General features: G+C 63.5%; 14 protein-coding genes and 2 pseudogenes. 12 read left to right on the plus strand and 4 right to left on the minus strand.

Annotated elements, in window-relative coordinates; all coding sequences use genetic code 11:
- Nucleotides 1–48: 48 nt before the first annotated feature.
- The 10 genes from LY284_RS33525 to LY284_RS33570 all read left to right on the plus strand — a co-directional run bounded on the left by LY284_RS33525 (nt 49) and on the right by LY284_RS33570 (nt 12,918).
- A complete protein-coding gene (locus LY284_RS33525) occupies nt 49–1,551 on the plus strand; it encodes a UbiD family decarboxylase (RefSeq protein WP_233391247.1) in 1,503 nt (500 codons plus the stop codon).
- On the plus strand, nt 1,544–2,164 hold the full coding sequence (locus tag LY284_RS33530; protein WP_233391249.1) for a UbiX family flavin prenyltransferase: 621 nt from the start codon (nt 1,544–1,546) through the stop codon (nt 2,162–2,164). The genes LY284_RS33525 and LY284_RS33530 overlap by 8 nt, the downstream gene beginning before the upstream one ends.
- On the plus strand, nt 2,161–5,184 hold the full coding sequence (locus tag LY284_RS33535; protein WP_233391254.1) for a molybdopterin cofactor-binding domain-containing protein: 3,024 nt from the start codon (nt 2,161–2,163) through the stop codon (nt 5,182–5,184). Before LY284_RS33530 ends, LY284_RS33535 begins: the two co-directional genes overlap by 4 nt.
- Nucleotides 5,181–6,002 carry a xanthine dehydrogenase family protein subunit M gene (locus LY284_RS33540; RefSeq protein WP_233391256.1) on the plus strand — a complete coding sequence of 274 codons (822 nt, stop codon included), beginning with the start codon at nt 5,181–5,183 and terminating at the stop codon, nt 6,000–6,002. The genes LY284_RS33535 and LY284_RS33540 overlap by 4 nt, the downstream gene beginning before the upstream one ends.
- A complete protein-coding gene (locus LY284_RS33545) occupies nt 5,999–6,544 on the plus strand; it encodes a (2Fe-2S)-binding protein (RefSeq protein ID WP_233391257.1) in 546 nt (181 codons plus the stop codon). The genes LY284_RS33540 and LY284_RS33545 overlap by 4 nt, the downstream gene beginning before the upstream one ends.
- Complete coding sequence (locus tag LY284_RS33550) at nt 6,537–8,108, plus strand: AMP-binding protein (protein WP_233391259.1); 1,572 nt, start codon at nt 6,537–6,539, stop codon at nt 8,106–8,108. The genes LY284_RS33545 and LY284_RS33550 overlap by 8 nt, the downstream gene beginning before the upstream one ends.
- 6 nt (nt 8,109–8,114) lie before the next feature.
- Nucleotides 8,115–8,921 carry an enoyl-CoA hydratase/isomerase family protein gene (locus LY284_RS33555; RefSeq protein WP_233391261.1) on the plus strand — a complete coding sequence of 269 codons (807 nt, stop codon included), beginning with the start codon at nt 8,115–8,117 and terminating at the stop codon, nt 8,919–8,921.
- A 30-nt stretch (nt 8,922–8,951) separates the two neighbouring features.
- Nucleotides 8,952–10,682 carry a GMC family oxidoreductase gene (locus LY284_RS33560; RefSeq protein ID WP_233391263.1) on the plus strand — a complete coding sequence of 577 codons (1,731 nt, stop codon included), beginning with the start codon at nt 8,952–8,954 and terminating at the stop codon, nt 10,680–10,682.
- A 96-nt stretch (nt 10,683–10,778) separates the two neighbouring features.
- Entirely contained in the window at nt 10,779–12,155 is a 1,377-nt protein-coding gene (locus LY284_RS33565; protein WP_233391265.1) for an MFS transporter, read from the plus strand.
- 61 nt (nt 12,156–12,216) lie between these two features.
- Nucleotides 12,217–12,918 carry a sterol desaturase family protein gene (locus tag LY284_RS33570; RefSeq protein ID WP_061127723.1) on the plus strand — a complete coding sequence of 234 codons (702 nt, stop codon included), beginning with the start codon at nt 12,217–12,219 and terminating at the stop codon, nt 12,916–12,918.
- On the opposite strand, the gene LY284_RS33575 is transcribed toward LY284_RS33570, so the two are convergent.
- Entirely contained in the window at nt 12,915–13,835 is a 921-nt protein-coding gene (locus tag LY284_RS33575; protein WP_233391266.1) for a LysR family transcriptional regulator, read from the minus strand. The genes LY284_RS33570 and LY284_RS33575 overlap by 4 nt on opposite strands.
- A gap of 680 nt (nt 13,836–14,515) precedes the next feature.
- On the opposite strand from LY284_RS33575, the gene LY284_RS39350 reads away from it, so the two are divergent.
- Entirely contained in the window at nt 14,516–14,941 is a 426-nt protein-coding gene (locus LY284_RS39350) for a carotenoid oxygenase family protein (protein WP_375294342.1), read from the plus strand.
- A 67-nt stretch (nt 14,942–15,008) separates the two neighbouring features.
- Nucleotides 15,009–15,560 (plus strand): hypothetical protein, encoded by a 552-nt coding sequence (locus LY284_RS33585; RefSeq protein ID WP_233391271.1) that lies wholly within the window; start codon nt 15,009–15,011, stop codon nt 15,558–15,560.
- A 43-nt stretch (nt 15,561–15,603) separates the two neighbouring features.
- Here the strand turns inward: LY284_RS33585 and LY284_RS33590 are convergent, their stop codons facing one another.
- From LY284_RS33590 to LY284_RS33595, 3 genes and pseudogenes are all read right to left on the minus strand, one after another.
- Nucleotides 15,604–16,764 carry an IS30 family transposase gene (locus tag LY284_RS33590; protein WP_233391273.1) on the minus strand — a complete coding sequence of 387 codons (1,161 nt, stop codon included), beginning with the start codon at nt 16,762–16,764 and terminating at the stop codon, nt 15,604–15,606.
- Nucleotides 16,765–16,825: 61 nt separating this feature from the next.
- Nucleotides 16,826–16,915: pseudogene (locus tag LY284_RS39355) on the minus strand (reverse transcriptase); the annotation flags it as partial.
- A 58-nt stretch (nt 16,916–16,973) separates the two neighbouring features.
- Nucleotides 16,974–17,944: pseudogene (locus tag LY284_RS33595) on the minus strand (IS3 family transposase); the annotation flags it as partial.
- Nucleotides 17,945–17,956: the final 12 nt, after the last annotated feature.

A 17,956-nucleotide genomic window follows, 5' to 3' on the forward strand; every position in this document is an offset into this window, starting at 1 on the left:
CGCGCGGCGCTCCGGCCGCAAAAACGCAGGGGACAGATGGAGACGCAGATGAATATTCGCGATGCCGCGACGCACGGCACCTCTTCCACTTTTGCTCTTCCGTGGGCTTCGAATCGTTCAGCGACGTCAGCGCTCACGCTGCGCGACTGGCTCGCGCATCTCGCGAAGACCGGCCGCCTGGCGACCATCGAACGGCCGGTTGCGCTCGAACACGAGCTCGCTGCGATCGCCAAACGGCTCGACGGTACGAAGGCCGCTTTCTTCACGCAGCCCGGCGGCAAGGACGTGCCGGTCGTCTCCGGCTTCATGTCGAAGCGCGGCTGGATCGCGGAGGCGATGGGCGTCGAGGAAGCGGGACTGCTCGCGCGCTTTTCGGCGGCGGTCGCGCAGCCGGTCGCATCGAGGGTGGTCGATCGAGCGGACGCGCCCTGTCAGGAGATCGTTCATACGAACGGCATCGACCTGCACGCATTGCTGCCGATTCCCACCCACAGCGAACACGACAACGGTCCGTACATCACGGCCGGTCTAGTCATTGCGCGCAATCCGCGCACCGGCGTGCAGAACGTGTCGATCAACCGCATTCAGGTGCACGGTCCGGACCGCATGGCGATCCTGCTGCTGCCGCGCCATCTGTACGCCTTCCAGAAAGCCGCGGAGGAAGCGGGCGATGCGCTCGACGTGGCGGTCGCGATCGGCGTCGATCCGCTGACGATGCTCGCTTCGCAGGCGATCACGCCGATCGATCACGACGAACTGGAGATCGCCGGGGCGCTGCATGGCGCGCCGCTGCCGGTCGTGAAATGCGTGACGAGCGGCGTGCATGTGCCGGCGTTCGCCGAGATCGTCATCGAAGGGCGTATTCTGCCGAACGTTCGCGAGCCGGAAGGCCCGTTCGGCGAGTTCCCGAAGTACTACAGCGCGAAGGAAGCACGCGAGGTGATCGAGGTGACGGCACTCACGCATCGCCGCGATCCGGTCTTTCATACGATCGTGCCCGCCGAGATGGAACATCTGTTACTCGGCGCGATTCCCCGTGAAGCGACGTTGCTCGCGCATCTGCGACGCAGCCATCCCGGTGTCACGGATGTGCATCTGTCGGTCGGCGGCGTGTGTCGTTATCACCTCTGGGTGCAGTTCGAAAAGAAGCGCGAAGGCGAAGCGAAGAACGTGATTCTGTGCGCGTTCGGCGCGCATTACGACATCAAGCAGGTCGTCGTCGTCGATACCGATGTGGACGTGCACGATCCCGCCGAAATCGAATGGGCGATCGCGACGCGCTTTCAGGCCGATCGCGATCTCGTCGTGATCGAGGGGGCGCAGGGTTCGCCGCTCGATCCCTCCACGACGGTGGGCCAGCCGGCGGACGCGCCGCCGCATCTGCAAGGCGTGAGCGCGAAGATGGGTCTCGACGCGACGCGCCCCGTGGTCTATCCGGAACATGTGTTCACGCGCGTTCGCATTCCTGGGCAGGACACGGTCGACCTCGACGCGCTCTTGGCCCGCGACAACGCCGCTTTCGAAGCCTACCTGGGCCGCGATCATGACTGAGCGAAACAAGTCGCGCATCGTGGTCGGCATCTCGGGCGCGAGCGGCGCCGCAATCGGCGTGCGCCTGCTCGCCGCGCTGCGCCGGCTCGGCACGCACGAGACGCATCTGATCGTGTCGGCGTCGGGCGCGGTCACGGCGGCGCAGGAGCTTGGTCTCGGACGCGGCGACCTCGATGCGCTCGCCGACGTCGTCCATAATGTGCGCGACATCGGCGCGGCGGTGGCGAGCGGCTCGTTCCTGACCGACGGCATGGTGATCTCGCCGTGTTCGATGAAGACGCTCGCAGGCGTCGCCAACGGTTTCGCGGACAACCTGCTCACGCGCTCCGCCGACGTGATGCTCAAGGAGCGCCGCCGCCTCGTGCTGGTCGCGCGCGAAACGCCGCTGAACCTCGCGCACCTGCGCAACATGACGCTCGCCACCGAGATGGGCGCGATCGTTATGCCGCCGGTACCGGCGTTCTATGCGCATCCGAAGACGATCGAAGACGTGGTCGATCACACGGTCGGCCGCATTCTGGATTTGTTCGGCATCGAGCACGGCGAGATCGCGCGGCGCTGGAGCGGTCTCGCCGACGAGTTCGCGAGCTGCGACGAAGGAGCCGCGCGATGAACCAGCGCGAGACCTCTTTCGCGACTATCGACGCACGCGCCGAGCAGGAGCCACCTGCGAAGCGCCACGTCGGCCGCTCGATGCAGCGCCTCGAAGATCCCGCGATCCTGACCGGCCGCGGCCGCTACGGCGACGACATCGCGATCAAGCCCGGCACATTGCACGCCGCAGTGCTGCGCTCGCCGCACGCGCACGCAGAGCTCGTATCGATCGATGCGCAAGCGGCGTCGAAGCTGCCGGGCGTTCGCGCTGTCCTTACGCGCGACGATCTGCACGCATGGTCGCGGCCGTTTGTCGTCGGCGTGAAGTCCCCCATGGAGCAATGGTCGCTCGCGATGGATCGCGTGCGTTATGTCGGCGAGCCGGTGGCCGTGGTGATGGCCGAATCGCGGGCGCTTGCGGAAGATGCGCTCGATCTCATCAAGGTCGAATACGCGATGCTCGATCCGGTGACATCGATCGAAGAGTCGATCAGGGACGATGCGCCGGTGCTGCACGACCGCGTCGGCACGAACGTGATCAGCGACCGGCATTTCCGCTACGGCGATCCGCAAGCAGCGTTTGAAAAGGCGCCGCATCGGGTGAAGTTGGTCGCGCACTACCCGCGCAATACGTGTGCGCCGATCGAATGCGGCGTGGTGATCGCGGAGTATCTGTCGGGCGACGAAGGCTACGACGTCACCTCGAATTTCATGGGTCCGTTTTCGCTGCACGCCGTGATGGCGATGGCGCTCAATGTGCCGGCGAATCGTCTGCGTCACAAGGCGCCGCGCGATTCGGGCGGCAGCTTCGGCGTGAAGCAGGCGGTGTTTCCCTATGTCGTGCTGATGTGCCTCGCATCGCGTAAGGCGGGCGCGCCGGTGAAGTGGGTCGAGGACCGGCTGGAGCATCTGAGCGCGGCAACTTCGGCGACCGCGCGCTTTTCCACGATCGAAGCCGCCGTCGAAAGCGACGGACGCATTACTGCGCTCTCATACGATCAGCTCGAAGATGTCGGCGGCTACGTGCGCGCGCCGGAACCCGCGACGTTCTACCGGATGCACGGCTGCCTGACGGGCGCGTATGCCATCGACCACCTCGTCGTGCGCAATCGCGTCGTGCTGACCAACAAGACGCCGACCGGACTCGTGCGTGGTTTCGGCGGTCCGCAGGTCTACTTCGCGCTCGAACGGCTGATGCAGCGTATCGCGATCGAACTGAAGCTCGACGTGCTCGACGTGTACCGCCGCAACTTCGTTCCTGCCGATGCGTTTCCATATCGCGCGGCGGCGGGCGCGCTGCTCGACTCAGGCAACTATCAGGAAGCCTTGCGCCGCTCGCTCGCGGAAGGCGGCTACGACGAACTCGTCGCGCGGCGCGAGGCGGCGCGCAACGAAGGGCGGTTGTATGGCATCGGCTTTGCGGCAATCGTCGAGCCTTCCATGTCGAACATGGGCTACATCACGACCGTGATGCCCGCCGACGCGCGCAGGAAAGCCGGTCCGAAGAGCGGCGCGATCGCAAGCGCGACGGTGAGCGTCGATCTGCTCGGCGGCGTGGTTGTGACGGTGGCGTCGACGCCGGCGGGGCAGGGACACATGACCGTGTGCGCGCAAGTCGTCGCGGATGTGCTCGGGCTCGATCCGAAAGACATCGTCGTCAACGTCGAGTTCGACACGCACAAGGACGCGTGGTCGGTTGCGTCGGGCAACTATTCGAGCCGCTTTGCGGGAGCAGTGGCGGGCACCGTACATCTCGCCGCGATACGGGTGCGCGACAAGCTTTCGCGCATCGTCGCGAAACAGTTCGGCTGCGCGCCCGAGGAAGTCTGCTTCGATGGCGCGCGCATCTATATGAAGGGAGCTGAGGATCGCGCGCTGGCGTTTGCGCGCGCCGCAAGCAACGCGCCGCACTGGGCGCCCGCGCTCCTGCCCGAAGGCGAGGAACCGGGCTTGCGCGAGACCGTCTTCTGGACGCCCCCGAACATGGAAGCGCCCGACGAAAACGATCGCATCAACACGTCGGCGGCGTATGGGTTCGCGTTCGATATGTGCGGCGTCGAAGTGGATCGCGCGACCGGCCGCGTGCGAATCGACCGCTACGTGACCGCGCACGATGCCGGCACGCTCTTGAACCCCGCACTCGCCGACGGCCAGATTCGCGGCGCGTTCGCACAAGGTCTCGGCGCGGCGTTGATGGAAGAGTTCCGCTATGGCGCGGACGGCAGTTTCCAGTCCGGCACGCTGGCCGATTACCTGATGCCGACCACCTGCGAAGTGCCCGATCCGCTGATCGTGCATCTGGAGACGCCGTCGCCGTTCACGCCGCTCGGCGCGAAGGGTCTTGGCGAGGGCAACAACATGAGCACGCCGCCGTGCATCGCGAATGCAGTCGCCGATGCGCTCGGGGTCGACGATATTCGCCTGCCGCTCACGCCGTCGAAGGTGATGGCGCTAATCGGCATCGACGATCCGGAGCCGTCGCGGCCCGAACTGCGCGACGCGCCCGCGAAGAAGCCGGCGACGCCGGGCGGCAAGGCGCTGACGGCGCAAGGCACGGTCGATTTGCCCGCGACGCCCGAAGCGGTCTTCGCCGTCTTGCTCAACCCGCAAGCGCTCGCGAAGGTCATCCCCGGCTGCCATGCGCTCGACGAAACGGCGCCGAACCAGTATCGCGCGGATGTGACCGTCGGCGTCGGCATGATCAAGGCGCGCTTTGAAGCGCGTATCGGTTTGTCGGAGATCGACGCGCCGCATCGGCTGCGGCTTTCGGGCGCGGGCATCTCGCCGCTTGGCAGCGCGCGCGGCAATGGACTCGTTGAACTCACGCCGACTGACCACGGTACGCGGCTGTCGTACGACTACGAAGCGCAGGTGTCGGGCAAGGTCGCGGCGGTCGGCGGCCGCATGCTCGAAGGCGCGGCGAAAGTGGTGCTCAAGCAGCTCTTCGAATCGCTCGGAAGACAGGCCGCCGGCCGGCCGGTGCAAGCGGGCGGTTCATGGCTATCGCGCTTCATCGCGCGTTTCAGGAGCCGCACATGAAGCCCGCCCCGTTCGATTATTTGCGCGCTATGTCGACGCACGATGCACTCGATGCGCTCGCTCAATTCGGCGAGGACGCGCGCGTGCTCGCGGGCGGACAGTCGCTGATGGCGGTGCTCAACATGCGGCTCGCGCAACCGCGCGTGCTCGTCGACATCTCGCGTACGGAAGAGCTGAACGCGGTTCATGCCGACGACAAGACGGGGCAATTGCGCGTGAGTGCGGCGGCGACGCAAGGGTGCGTCGAATGGCGCAAGAGCTTGTTCGACGAAGTGCCGATGCTCGCGATGGCGTTCCCACATATCTCGCACTTTCAGATCCGCAATCGCGGGACCGTGTGCGGTTCGATCGCGCATGCGGACCCGAGCGCCGAACTGCCGCTCGTGCTTGCCGTGCTCGGCGGCGACGTGACGTTGCGCTCGAAGAAGAAAAAGCGCGTGCTCGCGGCGCAGGACTTCTTTCAAGGCATGTTGATGACGGCGCGCGAACCGGACGAACTCGTGGAGTCCGTGCGCTTTCCGCTAAAGAAGCCGGGCGAGCGGTACGCGTTCACCGAATTTTCCGCGCGTCACGGCGACTTCGCGATGGTCGCGTGCGCGGCGGTCGTGACGGACGACGCGATCCGCATCGGGGTGGGCGGCGTCGCGGACCGGCCGACGGTCGAACATTGGCCGCGCCTCTCAGGCGACGACCTGCGCGGGGCATTGAACGATTTGAGCTGGAAGCTGGGCGCGCAGGACGACGCCCACATCAGCGCGAAATATCGCCGGCATCTGGTCCGGCAACTGGGATGGCGCGTGATTGAGGAGGCGAAGTGAGCAAGACATCGACGAACATCCTGCGGCAAGGCGAAGCGCAGCGCATCACGCTGACGCTCAACGGCCGCGAACGCAGCGGCCATTGCGAGCCGCGCGAACTGCTGTCGGACTTCATTCGGCACGAACTCGGCGCGACCGGGACGCATGTCGGCTGCGAACACGGCGTGTGCGGCGCGTGCACGGTGCACATCGACGGCGTTGCGGCGCGTTCGTGCCTGATGCTCGCGGTGCAAGTGCAAGGAAGGCGTGTCGAAACGGTCGAGGGTCTCGCACCCGACCAGACGCTCGGCGACTTGCAGCAGGCATTCCAGCGGCATCACGCGCTGCAGTGCGGCTTCTGCACCGCGGGCATTTTGATGTCGTGTGCGGACTATCTGCAACGCGTGCCCGATCCGAGTGAAGAGCAGGCGCGCGAGATGCTCTCGGGCCATATCTGCCGGTGTACGGGCTACACGCCGATCGTCGAGGCGGTGCTCGACGTTGCGGCATGTCGCAATGGTCGCGTCCGCGGCGAACAAGGCCAGGAGGTCGAGCATGTTTGATCTCGGCCGCACGTTCCTGCAAAGCGTCGAGCGCAGCCCGCATGCGCTCGCGCTCGTCGATGGCGATACGCAATTCACCTACGCGCAGTGGCACCGCGTCATCCTCGATGTCGCCGAAGGCTTGCGCAAACTCGGTCTCTCACGCGGCGACCGGCTGCTCGTCGTGCTGCAAAACCGCTGGGAGATGGCGACGCTGCACTGGGCCTGCCAGTTCGCGGGCATCGTGATCGTGCCGCTCAACTGGCGCGCCAAACCCGACGAACTCGACTACTGTGTGACTGACGCGGGCGTGAAGGCGATCGTCTACGAACCCGTGTGCGCGGATGCCGTCATGCAAAGCAGCGCGGCGCAAAACGTGCCGCGCATCGGACTCGATGATGCCCAAGGCCGCACGACCTCCTATGACACGCTGCTCGTCGAACGCGCGCATACAGGCGAAACCACCGACGCGAATGCAGACGACGTCTCGCTGATTCTCTACACATCGGGCACGACCGGCAAGGCGAAGGGTGTGCCGCGCCGTCACCGGCACGAACGCGCGGGCGCGCTTGCGCATGTCGCGCAGAACCTGTACCGGCACGGCGAACGCACGCTCGGGGTGATGCCGCTCTATCACACGATGGGCGTGCGCTCGCTGCTCTCGATGGCGCTCGTCGATGGTCTCTTCGTCTGTGTGCGGCGCTGGAACGCGCGGCTCGCGCTCGAGTCCATCGCGAAGCACGGCCTCACGTGCCTGTATCTCGTGCCGACGCTCTATCACGACCTGCTCGCCGATGGCGCCTTCGCGAACATCGATACCTCGTCGGTGAAGAAGCTCGGCTTCGCGGGCGCGCCGATGAGCGATGGCCTGCTCAAGCGCCTCTCAGGCGCGTTCGAGCCGGAACTGTTCGTCAACCACTACGGCTCGTCCGAGGTCTACACGTTCAGCATCGACCAGGACGCGACGAAAAAGCCGGGCAGCGCGGGACGCGCGGGCATCAACACGCGACTTCGCGTCGTGAAGCTCGACGCGAAGTCGCCCGACGATCTCGCGCCGGTGAACGGGGAAGGTCAGATCATCGCGGACCTGCTCGGCGACGAAGCGTTCGAAGGCTACTGGAACCGCCCCGATGCCAACGCGAAGTCGCTGCGCGAAGGCTGGTACTTCACCGGCGACACCGGCTACTTCGACGAAGACGGCGACCTGTACGTCTCCGGACGAGTCGACGACATGATCATCAGCGGCGGCGAGAACATCTCGCCGGTCGATATCGAATCGGTACTTTCGCTGCATCCGTCGGTCGATGAAGTGGCCGTCGCGGGCGTGAAGGACGAGCGCTGGGGCCAGCGCGTGGTCGCGTTCATCAAGCGCCGCGAGTACGTCGATTCAGCCGCGCTCGACGCATGGTGCCGCGAGTCGGACCTCGTCAACTTCAAGCGTCCGCGCGACTACGTGTTCGTTGACGACATCCCGAAGTCGCCGGTCGGCAAGATCCTGCGCCGCAAGCTTTCCGCAGGCGAATATCAATGCGATGACGGTCCGTCCGCATCCGCTGCACACCACACTGAAATCACGAAGGAGTAGACCAACATGACCGATTTGATCCATCGCGGCCAGGCACTGCTGCAGGACCTCGACGGCTTCTCGATCGAGATAGACGCCGGGCGCGAGCGCGCCGACATCATCCTGCATCGCCCGCCGTTCAACGTGATCTCGATGCACGCGCGCGACCAGTTGCGCGTCGCGTTCGAGGCGCTCGACGAAGACGATCGCGTGCGCGTAATCGTCGTGCGCGCGAAGGGCGAGCACTTTTCGAGCGGCGGCGACATCAAGGGCTTTCTCGAAGCTTCGCCCGAGCATGTCTCGAAGCTCGCCTGGAATATCGCCGCGCCCGCGCGCTGCTCGAAGCCGGTGATCGCGGCCAATCGCGGTTTCTGCTTCGGCGTGGGCTTCGAGTTGTCACTTGCGTGCGACTTCCGCATAGCGAGCGAGACCACGTTCTATGCGCTGCCCGAACAGAAGCTCGGGCAGATTCCGGGCTCGGGCGGATCGGCGCGCTTGCAGCAGATGGTCGGCATCGGCAGGACCAAGGACATCGTGATGCGCTCGCGCCGCATCCCGGGCAAGCAGGCGTACGAGTGGGGCATCGCGGTCGAGTGCGTGCCGGATGCGGAACTGGAAGCCGCTACCGATGCACTCGTCAACGAGTTGCGCACGTTCTCGCCGCTCGCGCAACGCACGGCGAAGAAGCTGCTCAACGATTCCGAAGATACGCCGCTCTCGATCGCGATCGAACTCGAAGGGCATTGCTATAGCCGTCTGCGAACCTCGGACGATTTCCGTGAAGGCGTCGAAGCGTTCCATGGCAAGCGCAAGCCGGTGTTCCGCGGTTCCTGAGAAGCCCGCAAAAGACGAGGAGACAGGCAAATGGATCGTTTCGACTACGTGATCATCGGTGGCGGATCGGCGGGATGCGTGCTCGCGCATCGGCTGTCGGCGGTGCCGTCGCTGCGCGTCGCGTTGATCGAGGCGGGCGCGGATACACCGCCGGGCGCGGTGCCCACGCATATCCTCGATAGCTATCCAATGCCCGTCTTTTGCGGCGATACCTACATCTGGCCGGATCTGAAAGCGAAGGCGACGAAGACATCGGCGCCGCGCGTGTATGAGCAGGGCCGTGTGATGGGCGGCGGGTCGAGTATCAACGTGCAGTCGGCGAATCGCGGCCTGCCGCGCGACTACGACGAGTGGGCCGCGAACGGCGCGCCGGGCTGGGCATGGGACGACGTGCTGCCCTATTTTCGCAAGCTCGAGCGCGATGTGAATTTTCCCTCTGGCGAGTTGCATGGCAGCGATGGTCCGGTGCCGATCCGCCGCATCATGCCGGAAGACTGGCCCCCATTCTGTCACGCGTTCGCCGATGGTCTGCGCGCGAACGGCTTCGCCACCTTGCAGGACCAGAATGCCGAGTTCGGCGACGGCTTGTTTCCAGGGGCGTTCTCAAATATCGACGACAAGCGCGTGTCTACCGCTGTCGCGTACCTCGACGAAGCGACGCGTAAGCGGCCCAATCTCACTGTGTATCCGAACCTGCGTGTCGAGCGGATCGTGATGAAAGGGACCGCCGCTCAGGGCGTGGTCGCGGTGGCTTCGAACGGCGAGCGGGTGCATCTGGACGCCGATGAGGTCGTGATCTGTGCGGGCGCGCTCCAGTCGCCCGCGTTGCTGATGCGCGCGGGCATCGGCTCGAAGCATGAGCTCGGCGAGCTCGGCATTGGATGCCTCGTCGACCTGCCAGGCGTCGGGCGCAATCTGCAGGATCATCCGTCGCTCACCTTCTGCCATTTTCTCGAACCGCGCTTTCGTATGCCACTTTCCCGGCGCCGCGCAAGCATGACAGCAGCTCGTTTCACGTCGGGCGTCGATGGCGGCGAATCGTCGGATTTGTATCTGTCGAGCGCGACGCGTGCCGCGTGGCATTCGCTCGGCAATCGGCTTGGTCTTTTCTTTCTCTGGTGCAACCGGCCGTATTCGCGTGGCCGCGTGCAACTCGTTTCATCCGATGCGGCGGTCGCACCGCGTGTCGAGCTCAATTTGCTCGACGATCAACGCGATCTCGATCGGCTTGCGGTTGGCGTACGGGTGCTCGCGAAGGTCGTCGCGGCATCGGGCCTCGGTCACGATCAGCGCGATTTCTTTCCCGCGGCTTTTTCGCCGCGCGTGAAGGCGCTAAGCCGTGTTGGCGAGGGCAACGCGCTGCTGACTTCGATGCTCGGCACGCTGCTCGATACACCCGCGCCGATCCGCCGCCTGCTGATCGAGCGCTTCTTCACGCGGGGGCTCAGGATTTCCGCGCTGCTCGCCGATGAACGCGCGCTCGCGGATTTCATCCGCGCGAACGTCTTCGGCGTATGGCATGCGAGCGGAACGTGCCGCATGGGCGACGCGCGCGAGCGCAGCGCCGTGACCGACACCGAGGGCCGAGTGCACGGAACGCGAGGCTTGCGAGTGGTTGATGCATCGCTGATGCCGCGACTGCCTTCGGCGAATACCAATATCCCGACCATCATGATTGCCGAGAAGATCGCCGACGCGATGGTCACGGGACGACGCGCAGGCAGCGCATCGACGACGCCGCCGCTCGCCGCCGCGCACTGACAAGTTTCTTTAACGGCAATAAGAGCACGCCACAACTACGTGCCTTCAACACGGGGTCGATCGAGAGATGGCCCGGTGACATTCAAGGAGATGGAAATGTCCGTAGCAGCGCAAAATGGCGCCGCCGCACCCGCTGTCGATCAGCGGCAGGTGATGGGCGCAGTGATAGCTTCGTGTCTCGGCTGGGCACTGGATTTGTTCGATCTGTTCGTGCTGTTATATGTCGCGCCAGTGGTGGGGCGTCTGTTCTTCCCCTCTGAGCACGCGATGCTTTCTCTCGCCGCCGTCTATGCATCGTTCGCCGTGACACTGCTGATGCGCCCGCTCGGCTCCGCGCTCTTCGGTTCTTACGCCGATCGCCGTGGCCGTAAAGGCGCGATGATCGTGGCGGTGGTCGGCGTCGGCCTGTCGACGGCCGCGTTCGGCCTGCTGCCGACCGTCGCTCAAGTCGGCCTGCTCGCGCCGATTCTCTTCCTCTTGCTGCGCCTCATCCAGGGCGTGTTTGTCGGAGGCGTGGTTGCTTCCACGCACACCATCGGAACCGAATCCGTCGCGCCGAAGTATCGCGGCGCGGTGTCGGGACTGATCGGCGGCGGCGGGGCCGGGCTCGGCGCGCTGCTCGCGTCCGTAACGTTCCTCGCGATGTCGGCGCTTTTCCCCGGCGACGCCTTTGACGTATGGGGCTGGCGCTGCATGTTCTTCACCGGCATCATCAGCTCGGTGCTCGGTCTCTTCGTGTTCAACAGCCTTGAAGAGTCGCCGCTGTGGAAGAAGCTCGCCGCCGAAAAGGCTGCGAAGGCCGCCGCGCAGCTCAAGGGCGCGCCCGTCGAAGTCGTGCGCTCGCCGCTAAAGACGCTGTTCTCGCGCGACTATCGCAAGATTCTTTTCGTCAACCTGCTCCTGACGATTGGCGGCGGCAGCGGCTATTACCTGACATCGGGCTACCTGCCGACGTTCCTGAAGGTAGTTAGCCACGCACCCAACGGTGCGGCCGCGGCGATCCTGATGATCTGCAGCATTGCGGTAGTGATCGCGTCGATCGCGGCAGGGCACCTCAGCACGTTCATCGGCCGCAAGGGTGCGTTCGTGTGGATCGGGCTGATCCGGCTCATCGCGTTGCCCGCGCTGTTTTTGCTGCTGCCTACCGCCGACAGCATCATGATGGTCGGCGTCTATGCAGTCCTTCTCAGCGCGCTCGGCAGCGCCGGCTATGCGCCGATCCTGATCTTCCTGAACGAACGCTTCCCGACCTCGATCCGCGCGACCGGCACGGGCCTCTCCTGGAATATCGGCTTCGCGATCGGCGGGATGATGCCGACGGCCGTTTCGCTGGTGGCGAAGGACGCGAGCCAGTTGCCGATGACGCTAGCGATCTTCATCGGCGCGATCAGCGTGATCTTTCTCGTGGGCGCATTCGTCGTCCCCGAGACGCTCGGCAAGCTCGAAAGCGGTTCCGCGCGCAATCCCACCTGAGTCATTGGGCATAACGGCGGACGCCAACGGGCGCACGCCTTCATAACAGCCGGAGACATCGATGAAATACGAAGAAGACGTTCGCGCGCGTTCCTACAAGTTTCGTGACGAGTATGTGAATGCCACGCCATGGTGGTATCGCGGCGAAATGCACCTCGGCTTCACATTGCTCTTCACCGGCGGCGTGATCGTGTATTGCCTGATGCAGCTTCATGCGCCGACGCTCGCGGAATGGCTGGCGGTCATTCCGCTCTTTCTGTTCGGCAATTGGGCAGAATGGGCGGCGCACCGCTACGTGCTGCATCGTCCGACGAAGTATTTCAGCATGATCTACAAGCGCCATTGCGCGGTTCATCACCGCTTCTTCACGCATGTGACGCTTGAATACAAGGGCCACCGTCACTGGCGCGCGCTGCTGTTTCCGCCTTTCGCGCCGGTCGCGTTCGTGCTGGCGGCCGTGCCGTTCGCGCTCGTGATCGGGTTCGTATTCTCCCGCAACGCAGGCTACATCGCGCTGTTCACGATGGCGGCGTACTTTCTGATGTACGAGGGCCTGCATACGCTCTCACACTTCACCGACAGCCCGTTCCTCGACCGCGTTCCGCTCGTCAACACAGTGCGGCGCCTGCACGCTACACACCACGATCCCGAAGTGATGGCGACACAGAACTTCAACCTCACGTTCCCGATCTGCGACACGCTGTTTGGCACGCGCAGCGACGTTCCGAGTAGTGCGCGCGAACCATTGGAACGCGGCCGCTAAGGCGCTTGTTTGCCCAATACACCCGTCGTCACGCGCTTTATCTCGTCAGTGATGATTGCGATGAGCGCCTGTGCGGCGGGACCGATCGGCCGCTTTGGATGCGTAACCTGGATGATGTGCCGCACGATCGGCGGCGATGTGATCGTGTGTGCGCGCAGCACGCCTTCATCCACCTTGCGCTGCACGACCACGCGCGGCAGGATCGTCGCGATATTTCCCTGCTCGACGAACTGCACGATCGAGCTGAGCAAATCGATTTCGAACTTCGGCTTGATGACGATATCGGCGGCCATTAGCGCGGCGTCGAGCGCGCCGCGCAGGCCGTTGCGGCGCGTCGGCAGCACGAGTTCTACGCCGGACATATTCGCGAGATCGATCTCCGGCGGCAACGCGACGCCGTGTGCGGCACTCGTCACGAGCACCATTTCCTCGACCAGCAATGGCTCGACATCGAGGGCGAGGCGACCGCGCGGCTTGTTGATGATCGCGGCATCGAGCCGGCCTGCCTCGACCGCATCGATGAGCTGTGCGCTGAAGCCGTCGGCCACCGAAACCTCGACTTGCGGAAAGAGCGCATCAAACCTCGCGAGCGACTCCGGCAAGACGCTTTCTGCTTCCGACGCCACCATTCCGAGCGAAACGCGGCCCGTGATGATCACGTCGCGCCGGCTCAACTGCTCATGCGCGTGCTCGATGTCACGCATGATCGGCGTGTACAGGCGATACATGAGGCGCGCTGCTTCGGTCGGCGCCATGCCGTGCGGGCCGCGTTCGAAGAGGGTCTGTCGCAGTTCGGCTTCGAGCTTTGAAATCTGCATGCTGAGCGCGGGCTGCACGATATTGAGGCGCTTGGCCGCGCGCGTGGCAGAGCCATCCTCGAAGAGGGCGATGAAATACTGAATTTGCTTGAGGTCCATGACGCCCGATCAAGGTGGGAAAGCCGAAGACTGCGAGTGTAGCCACCGGTCGAAGCGTGCTATCAACGCAGCGGCGAGCCGTCGAAAATGCTCAAGACGCGCCTGTGCGACACGGAAAGCGACGAGCTGGTGCACGATTATCGCCATTGAAGGATGGTTTAGGCGATTCTGTTCCGCACCGACGTCGAAAGTACTCTTTAGACACTCCCTGTCGAAGCGCAACAGAGTGCTCGGTTAATGCGACAGTACCGGCCTCGTTGTGCTTGCCATCGGTTGCGGCTTCGAAGGAACCATCATTGGTGAACTGCTCAGCCACGTCCGAAGGGTTGTCTGATGCGGTCGCGTCGTACCGAGACGCGCTTCGCTTGCGACCTTATTGCCTCGATCATCAATTGGTTTGCGACCGTTTGCGGCCGTGTTCGACAACTCCTTCAGCCATCAAAAAGGTGAAACTTGAACGCTCCGATTCGCTTCTCCAACGCGTGGTCAGCGCCATACGCGTGCTGGTAGCGCGGCGCAGGGTGCGCACATCAGCGACTCGCGCGAGCAGATCATCGATGTCTTCGACTTACCAAACTTACCGGTGAGATGCTCACGCGCGGCTGTCTGGGAACGAAGGCGGCACTTGGCCGGACGGACGGCCCGTCGAGCAGACGGCGGACGCGCGGCTGGCTCGCTGGATCTTCGATCCGTCCCAGACCGATGCGTGCGCCGCGAGCGAACCGCTGGGCGACCTGACTGACGAATTGTCGCGCATTGACGATTGTATGATGGGGCAGCATTATCGAAATGGATGGTTGGCCGCGCGCGGCGACGAGCCGGGCGCGACGTTTTCGCGGATCGCGCACGTCGATCACGACCGCCCCACAGACGCGGACATTTGGACGCTGCGCATTTGCAATGCAACCCCCTCAGCCGGTGTTCATGCCGTGGTCGTCCGATGCGCCGAAGGCGAGGGCTGGATCCTCGCGGCTGTGTATCGCGGCTGCAACTCGCGGCCGGGAAGCGCCCAGCGATCTTCCGGTGCTCGATGCGACGACCGTGTCGGTCGGACAGATCGCGACCGCGGCAGTGCATTATTGTGTGCCGAACGGCTTTTTCGGTAGCTGGATCGACGAGCGCGAACTTGTCTGAGCTTGCTCAATTCCATCTTTCATTGCACGGGAGTGTGTGATGAACATGTTGCTGGCGTTCGCCCCTTTCATTGCGTTCGTCGTGATCGAGCGCACCGTCGGCTTGTCCGCGGGTCTTGCGGCTGGCGCAGTCGTGTCGGGCGTGATGCTGGCGCGAGATTTTCTGTCGCCCGGGCGGCGCACCAAGATTCTCGAACTTGGCACGTTTCTGCTTTTCGGTGCGCTGACGCTATACGCGGTCGCGTACGGCGCGTCGTGGTCGGTGCCGGCGGTGCGACTGCGCGTCGATGGCGGACTGCTTCTGATCGTGCTGGCATCGATCGCGCTGCGTCAGCCGTTCACACTGCAATACGCACGCGAGAAAGTCGCCCCTGAACTTTGGACTTCGCCGAGTTTCATCCACGTGAACTATGCGATCACATCCGCCTGGGCTCTAGCGTTCGCAGCGATGGTCGCGGCCGATCTGTTGATGGCCTATGTGCCATCGGTGCCGCACCCGGCGGGCATCGTCATCACGATTGCGGCGCTCTATGCGGCAATGAAGTTCACAGGCTGGTATCCGGCGCACCAGCGATCTGCGCACCGAATGTGAAGCGCTGACTATTCGGTCTCAAATGCCGATGTCGGCGGCGGATTCAACCGGTCGATGCAACGATTTGGTTAAATCGCTCAGCTGGTGTATCGAAGTTTAGGGTTTTTCGAGGACGTTCGTTGAGCCGCCTGGCTACGGCATTTAGCTTAGTCTGTGAGTAGGCAGATAGATCGGTACCCTTAGGGAAGTATTGCCTCAGAAGCCCATTCGTGTTTTCGTTCGAACCGCGTTGCCAGGGATGCTGCGGGTCGCAGAAATAGACCTCAATGTCGGTAGCGACAGTAAAGCGGTTGTGATCGGCCATTTCCGAACCCCTATCCCACGTCAGCGATTTATACAGTTCCCGGGGTAACTTGCTGGCGTGTCGTATTAGCGCGTCAACCACAGCCTCAGAGTCCTTGCTGGCGACTTTCACCAGCATCACGAATCGACTTTGACGTTCGACGAGAGTTGCAATCTGGCTCGTAGCGTTGCCATACAACAAGTCTCCTTCCCAGTGCCCGGGGATTGCGCGATCCTCCGCCGTAGCAGGGCGTTCACTAATGGACACGGCGTCGCGAATGTTCGTGCGGCCTTCGGTTTTCAGTGTGTGATGACGGGACCGGCGCATGGTTCGAGAGCGTCGCAAGTGCTCAAGCAATTCCTTTTTCAGGGCACCACGAGCTTGAATATAGAGGCTCCGATAGATTGTCTCGTGCGACACCAAATAGTCCTTGTTGACCGCATAAGCATGTCTGAGCCAACCAGCAATCTGCTCAGGGGACCACTGCAGGTTGAGCTTTGCAGCGACGACTCGCGCCAGCGTCTGGTTGCGCACCAATTTGCAAACCTTCGGCCGACGCGCCCGCTCCCACGCGATCGCATCCGCCTGGCTTGCTCGATAGCCTTGGCCGCCTCCGTTGCGCTGCAACTCGCGACTTATAGTGGAAGGAGCGCGTCCCAGCCTGGCTGCGATCGACCGAATCGATAATCCGGACACCAGGAAGCGGGAAATCTCCTCGCGCTCCGCGAGCGTCAATGCCTGTGGCGCGCGGTGCCTTTGCACCGGCTGGATGCCGCCGGTCTCCGATAGTATCCGCTGAATCGAAGAATGCCCGCGATCGAACAGCTTGGCAATCTGATGAATCGTATCGCCCTTGCGCCATCGGTCCCACATCAGCGCTTTCTGGGTCTCGGAGTAGTAGATTCTCGGTCGCTGCTTCATTTGCAACACCTCCGCTGCTCATGCAGATTCTAGGTGTTGCATCGACCGGTTGAATCCGCCCCGAATGGAAGTCACTCTCCCAGATAGGCTCCATTACCATCAGCATCGCCCTTTGCACAATCCGATCCCGCAGACGAGGGATGCCGAGAGAGGTGGCCTCATTCGTTCGGACAGGATCCACCAGTTTTTGAGTGGAATCGCTGAGGCAATCAAGCTGCCGATTTTATCGCTGGCAGCGTGGCGAAGTATGCTTCATCCGGTGCCTGATCGGCCAGCCTGGAATGAGGCCGATTCTAGTTATACCAGCTCAGGTAGTTGCCGATTGAGCGGCGGGCGTGGCTGACCGAGTCGTAGGCTTTCAGATAGACCTCTTCATATTTGACGCTGCGCCACACCCGTTCAACGAACACGTTGTCACGCCAGGCGCCTTGTCCATCCATGGACAGAAGAACGCTCCGGCTGAGCACCGCGTCGGTGAATTCGGTCGCGGTGAACTGGCTGCCTTGATCCGTGTTGACGATCTCAGGCAGGCCGTATTTCGCAAACGCTTCCTCCAGCACCTCGACAGCATGGCAGCTCTCCAGCGTGATCGCCACCCGGTGTGCCAGCACCCGACGACTCGCCCAGTCCACGACAGCCGTCAGATATACGAAGCCGCGCGCCATCGCGATATAGCTCGTATCGAGCGCCCAGACCTGATTGGCCCGGTCGATTTTCCGGTTGCGAAGCAGGTACGGCCAGATCCTGTGGGCTGCATGCTTGCGGCTCGTGTTTGGCTTGCGATACAGCGCTTCGACACCCATGCGCTTCATCAAGGTGCTGACGTGTCTGCGTCCGCCCTTGATACCTTCGCGACGCAGCAGCCGTGCCAGCATTCGCGCCCCCGCAAATGGATGCTCGAGGTGGAGCTCGTCAATCCGGCGCATCAATTTCAGATCCGCTTCGCTGACCCCGCGCGATTGGTAATAGGCGCTCGACCGGCTGATGCCTACCAGCCGCGCCTGCTGTGTCACCGGCAGGGCGTGATCACGATCGATCATCGCCTTACGCTCAGCAGTCCCGCCTTGCTGAGCGCGCTTTCTAAAAAATCGTTCTCCAGCGTCAACTGCCCGATCTTCGCGTGCAGTACGGAGCGGGTTGCCGATGTGTTCGACGCGGGCAACTCGGCGCCAGCGGCACCGCCAGTCGACGT

The organism is Caballeronia sp. PC1, assembly GCF_021353155.1.
Taxonomy (GTDB): domain Bacteria; phylum Pseudomonadota; class Gammaproteobacteria; order Burkholderiales; family Burkholderiaceae; genus Caballeronia; species Caballeronia cordobensis.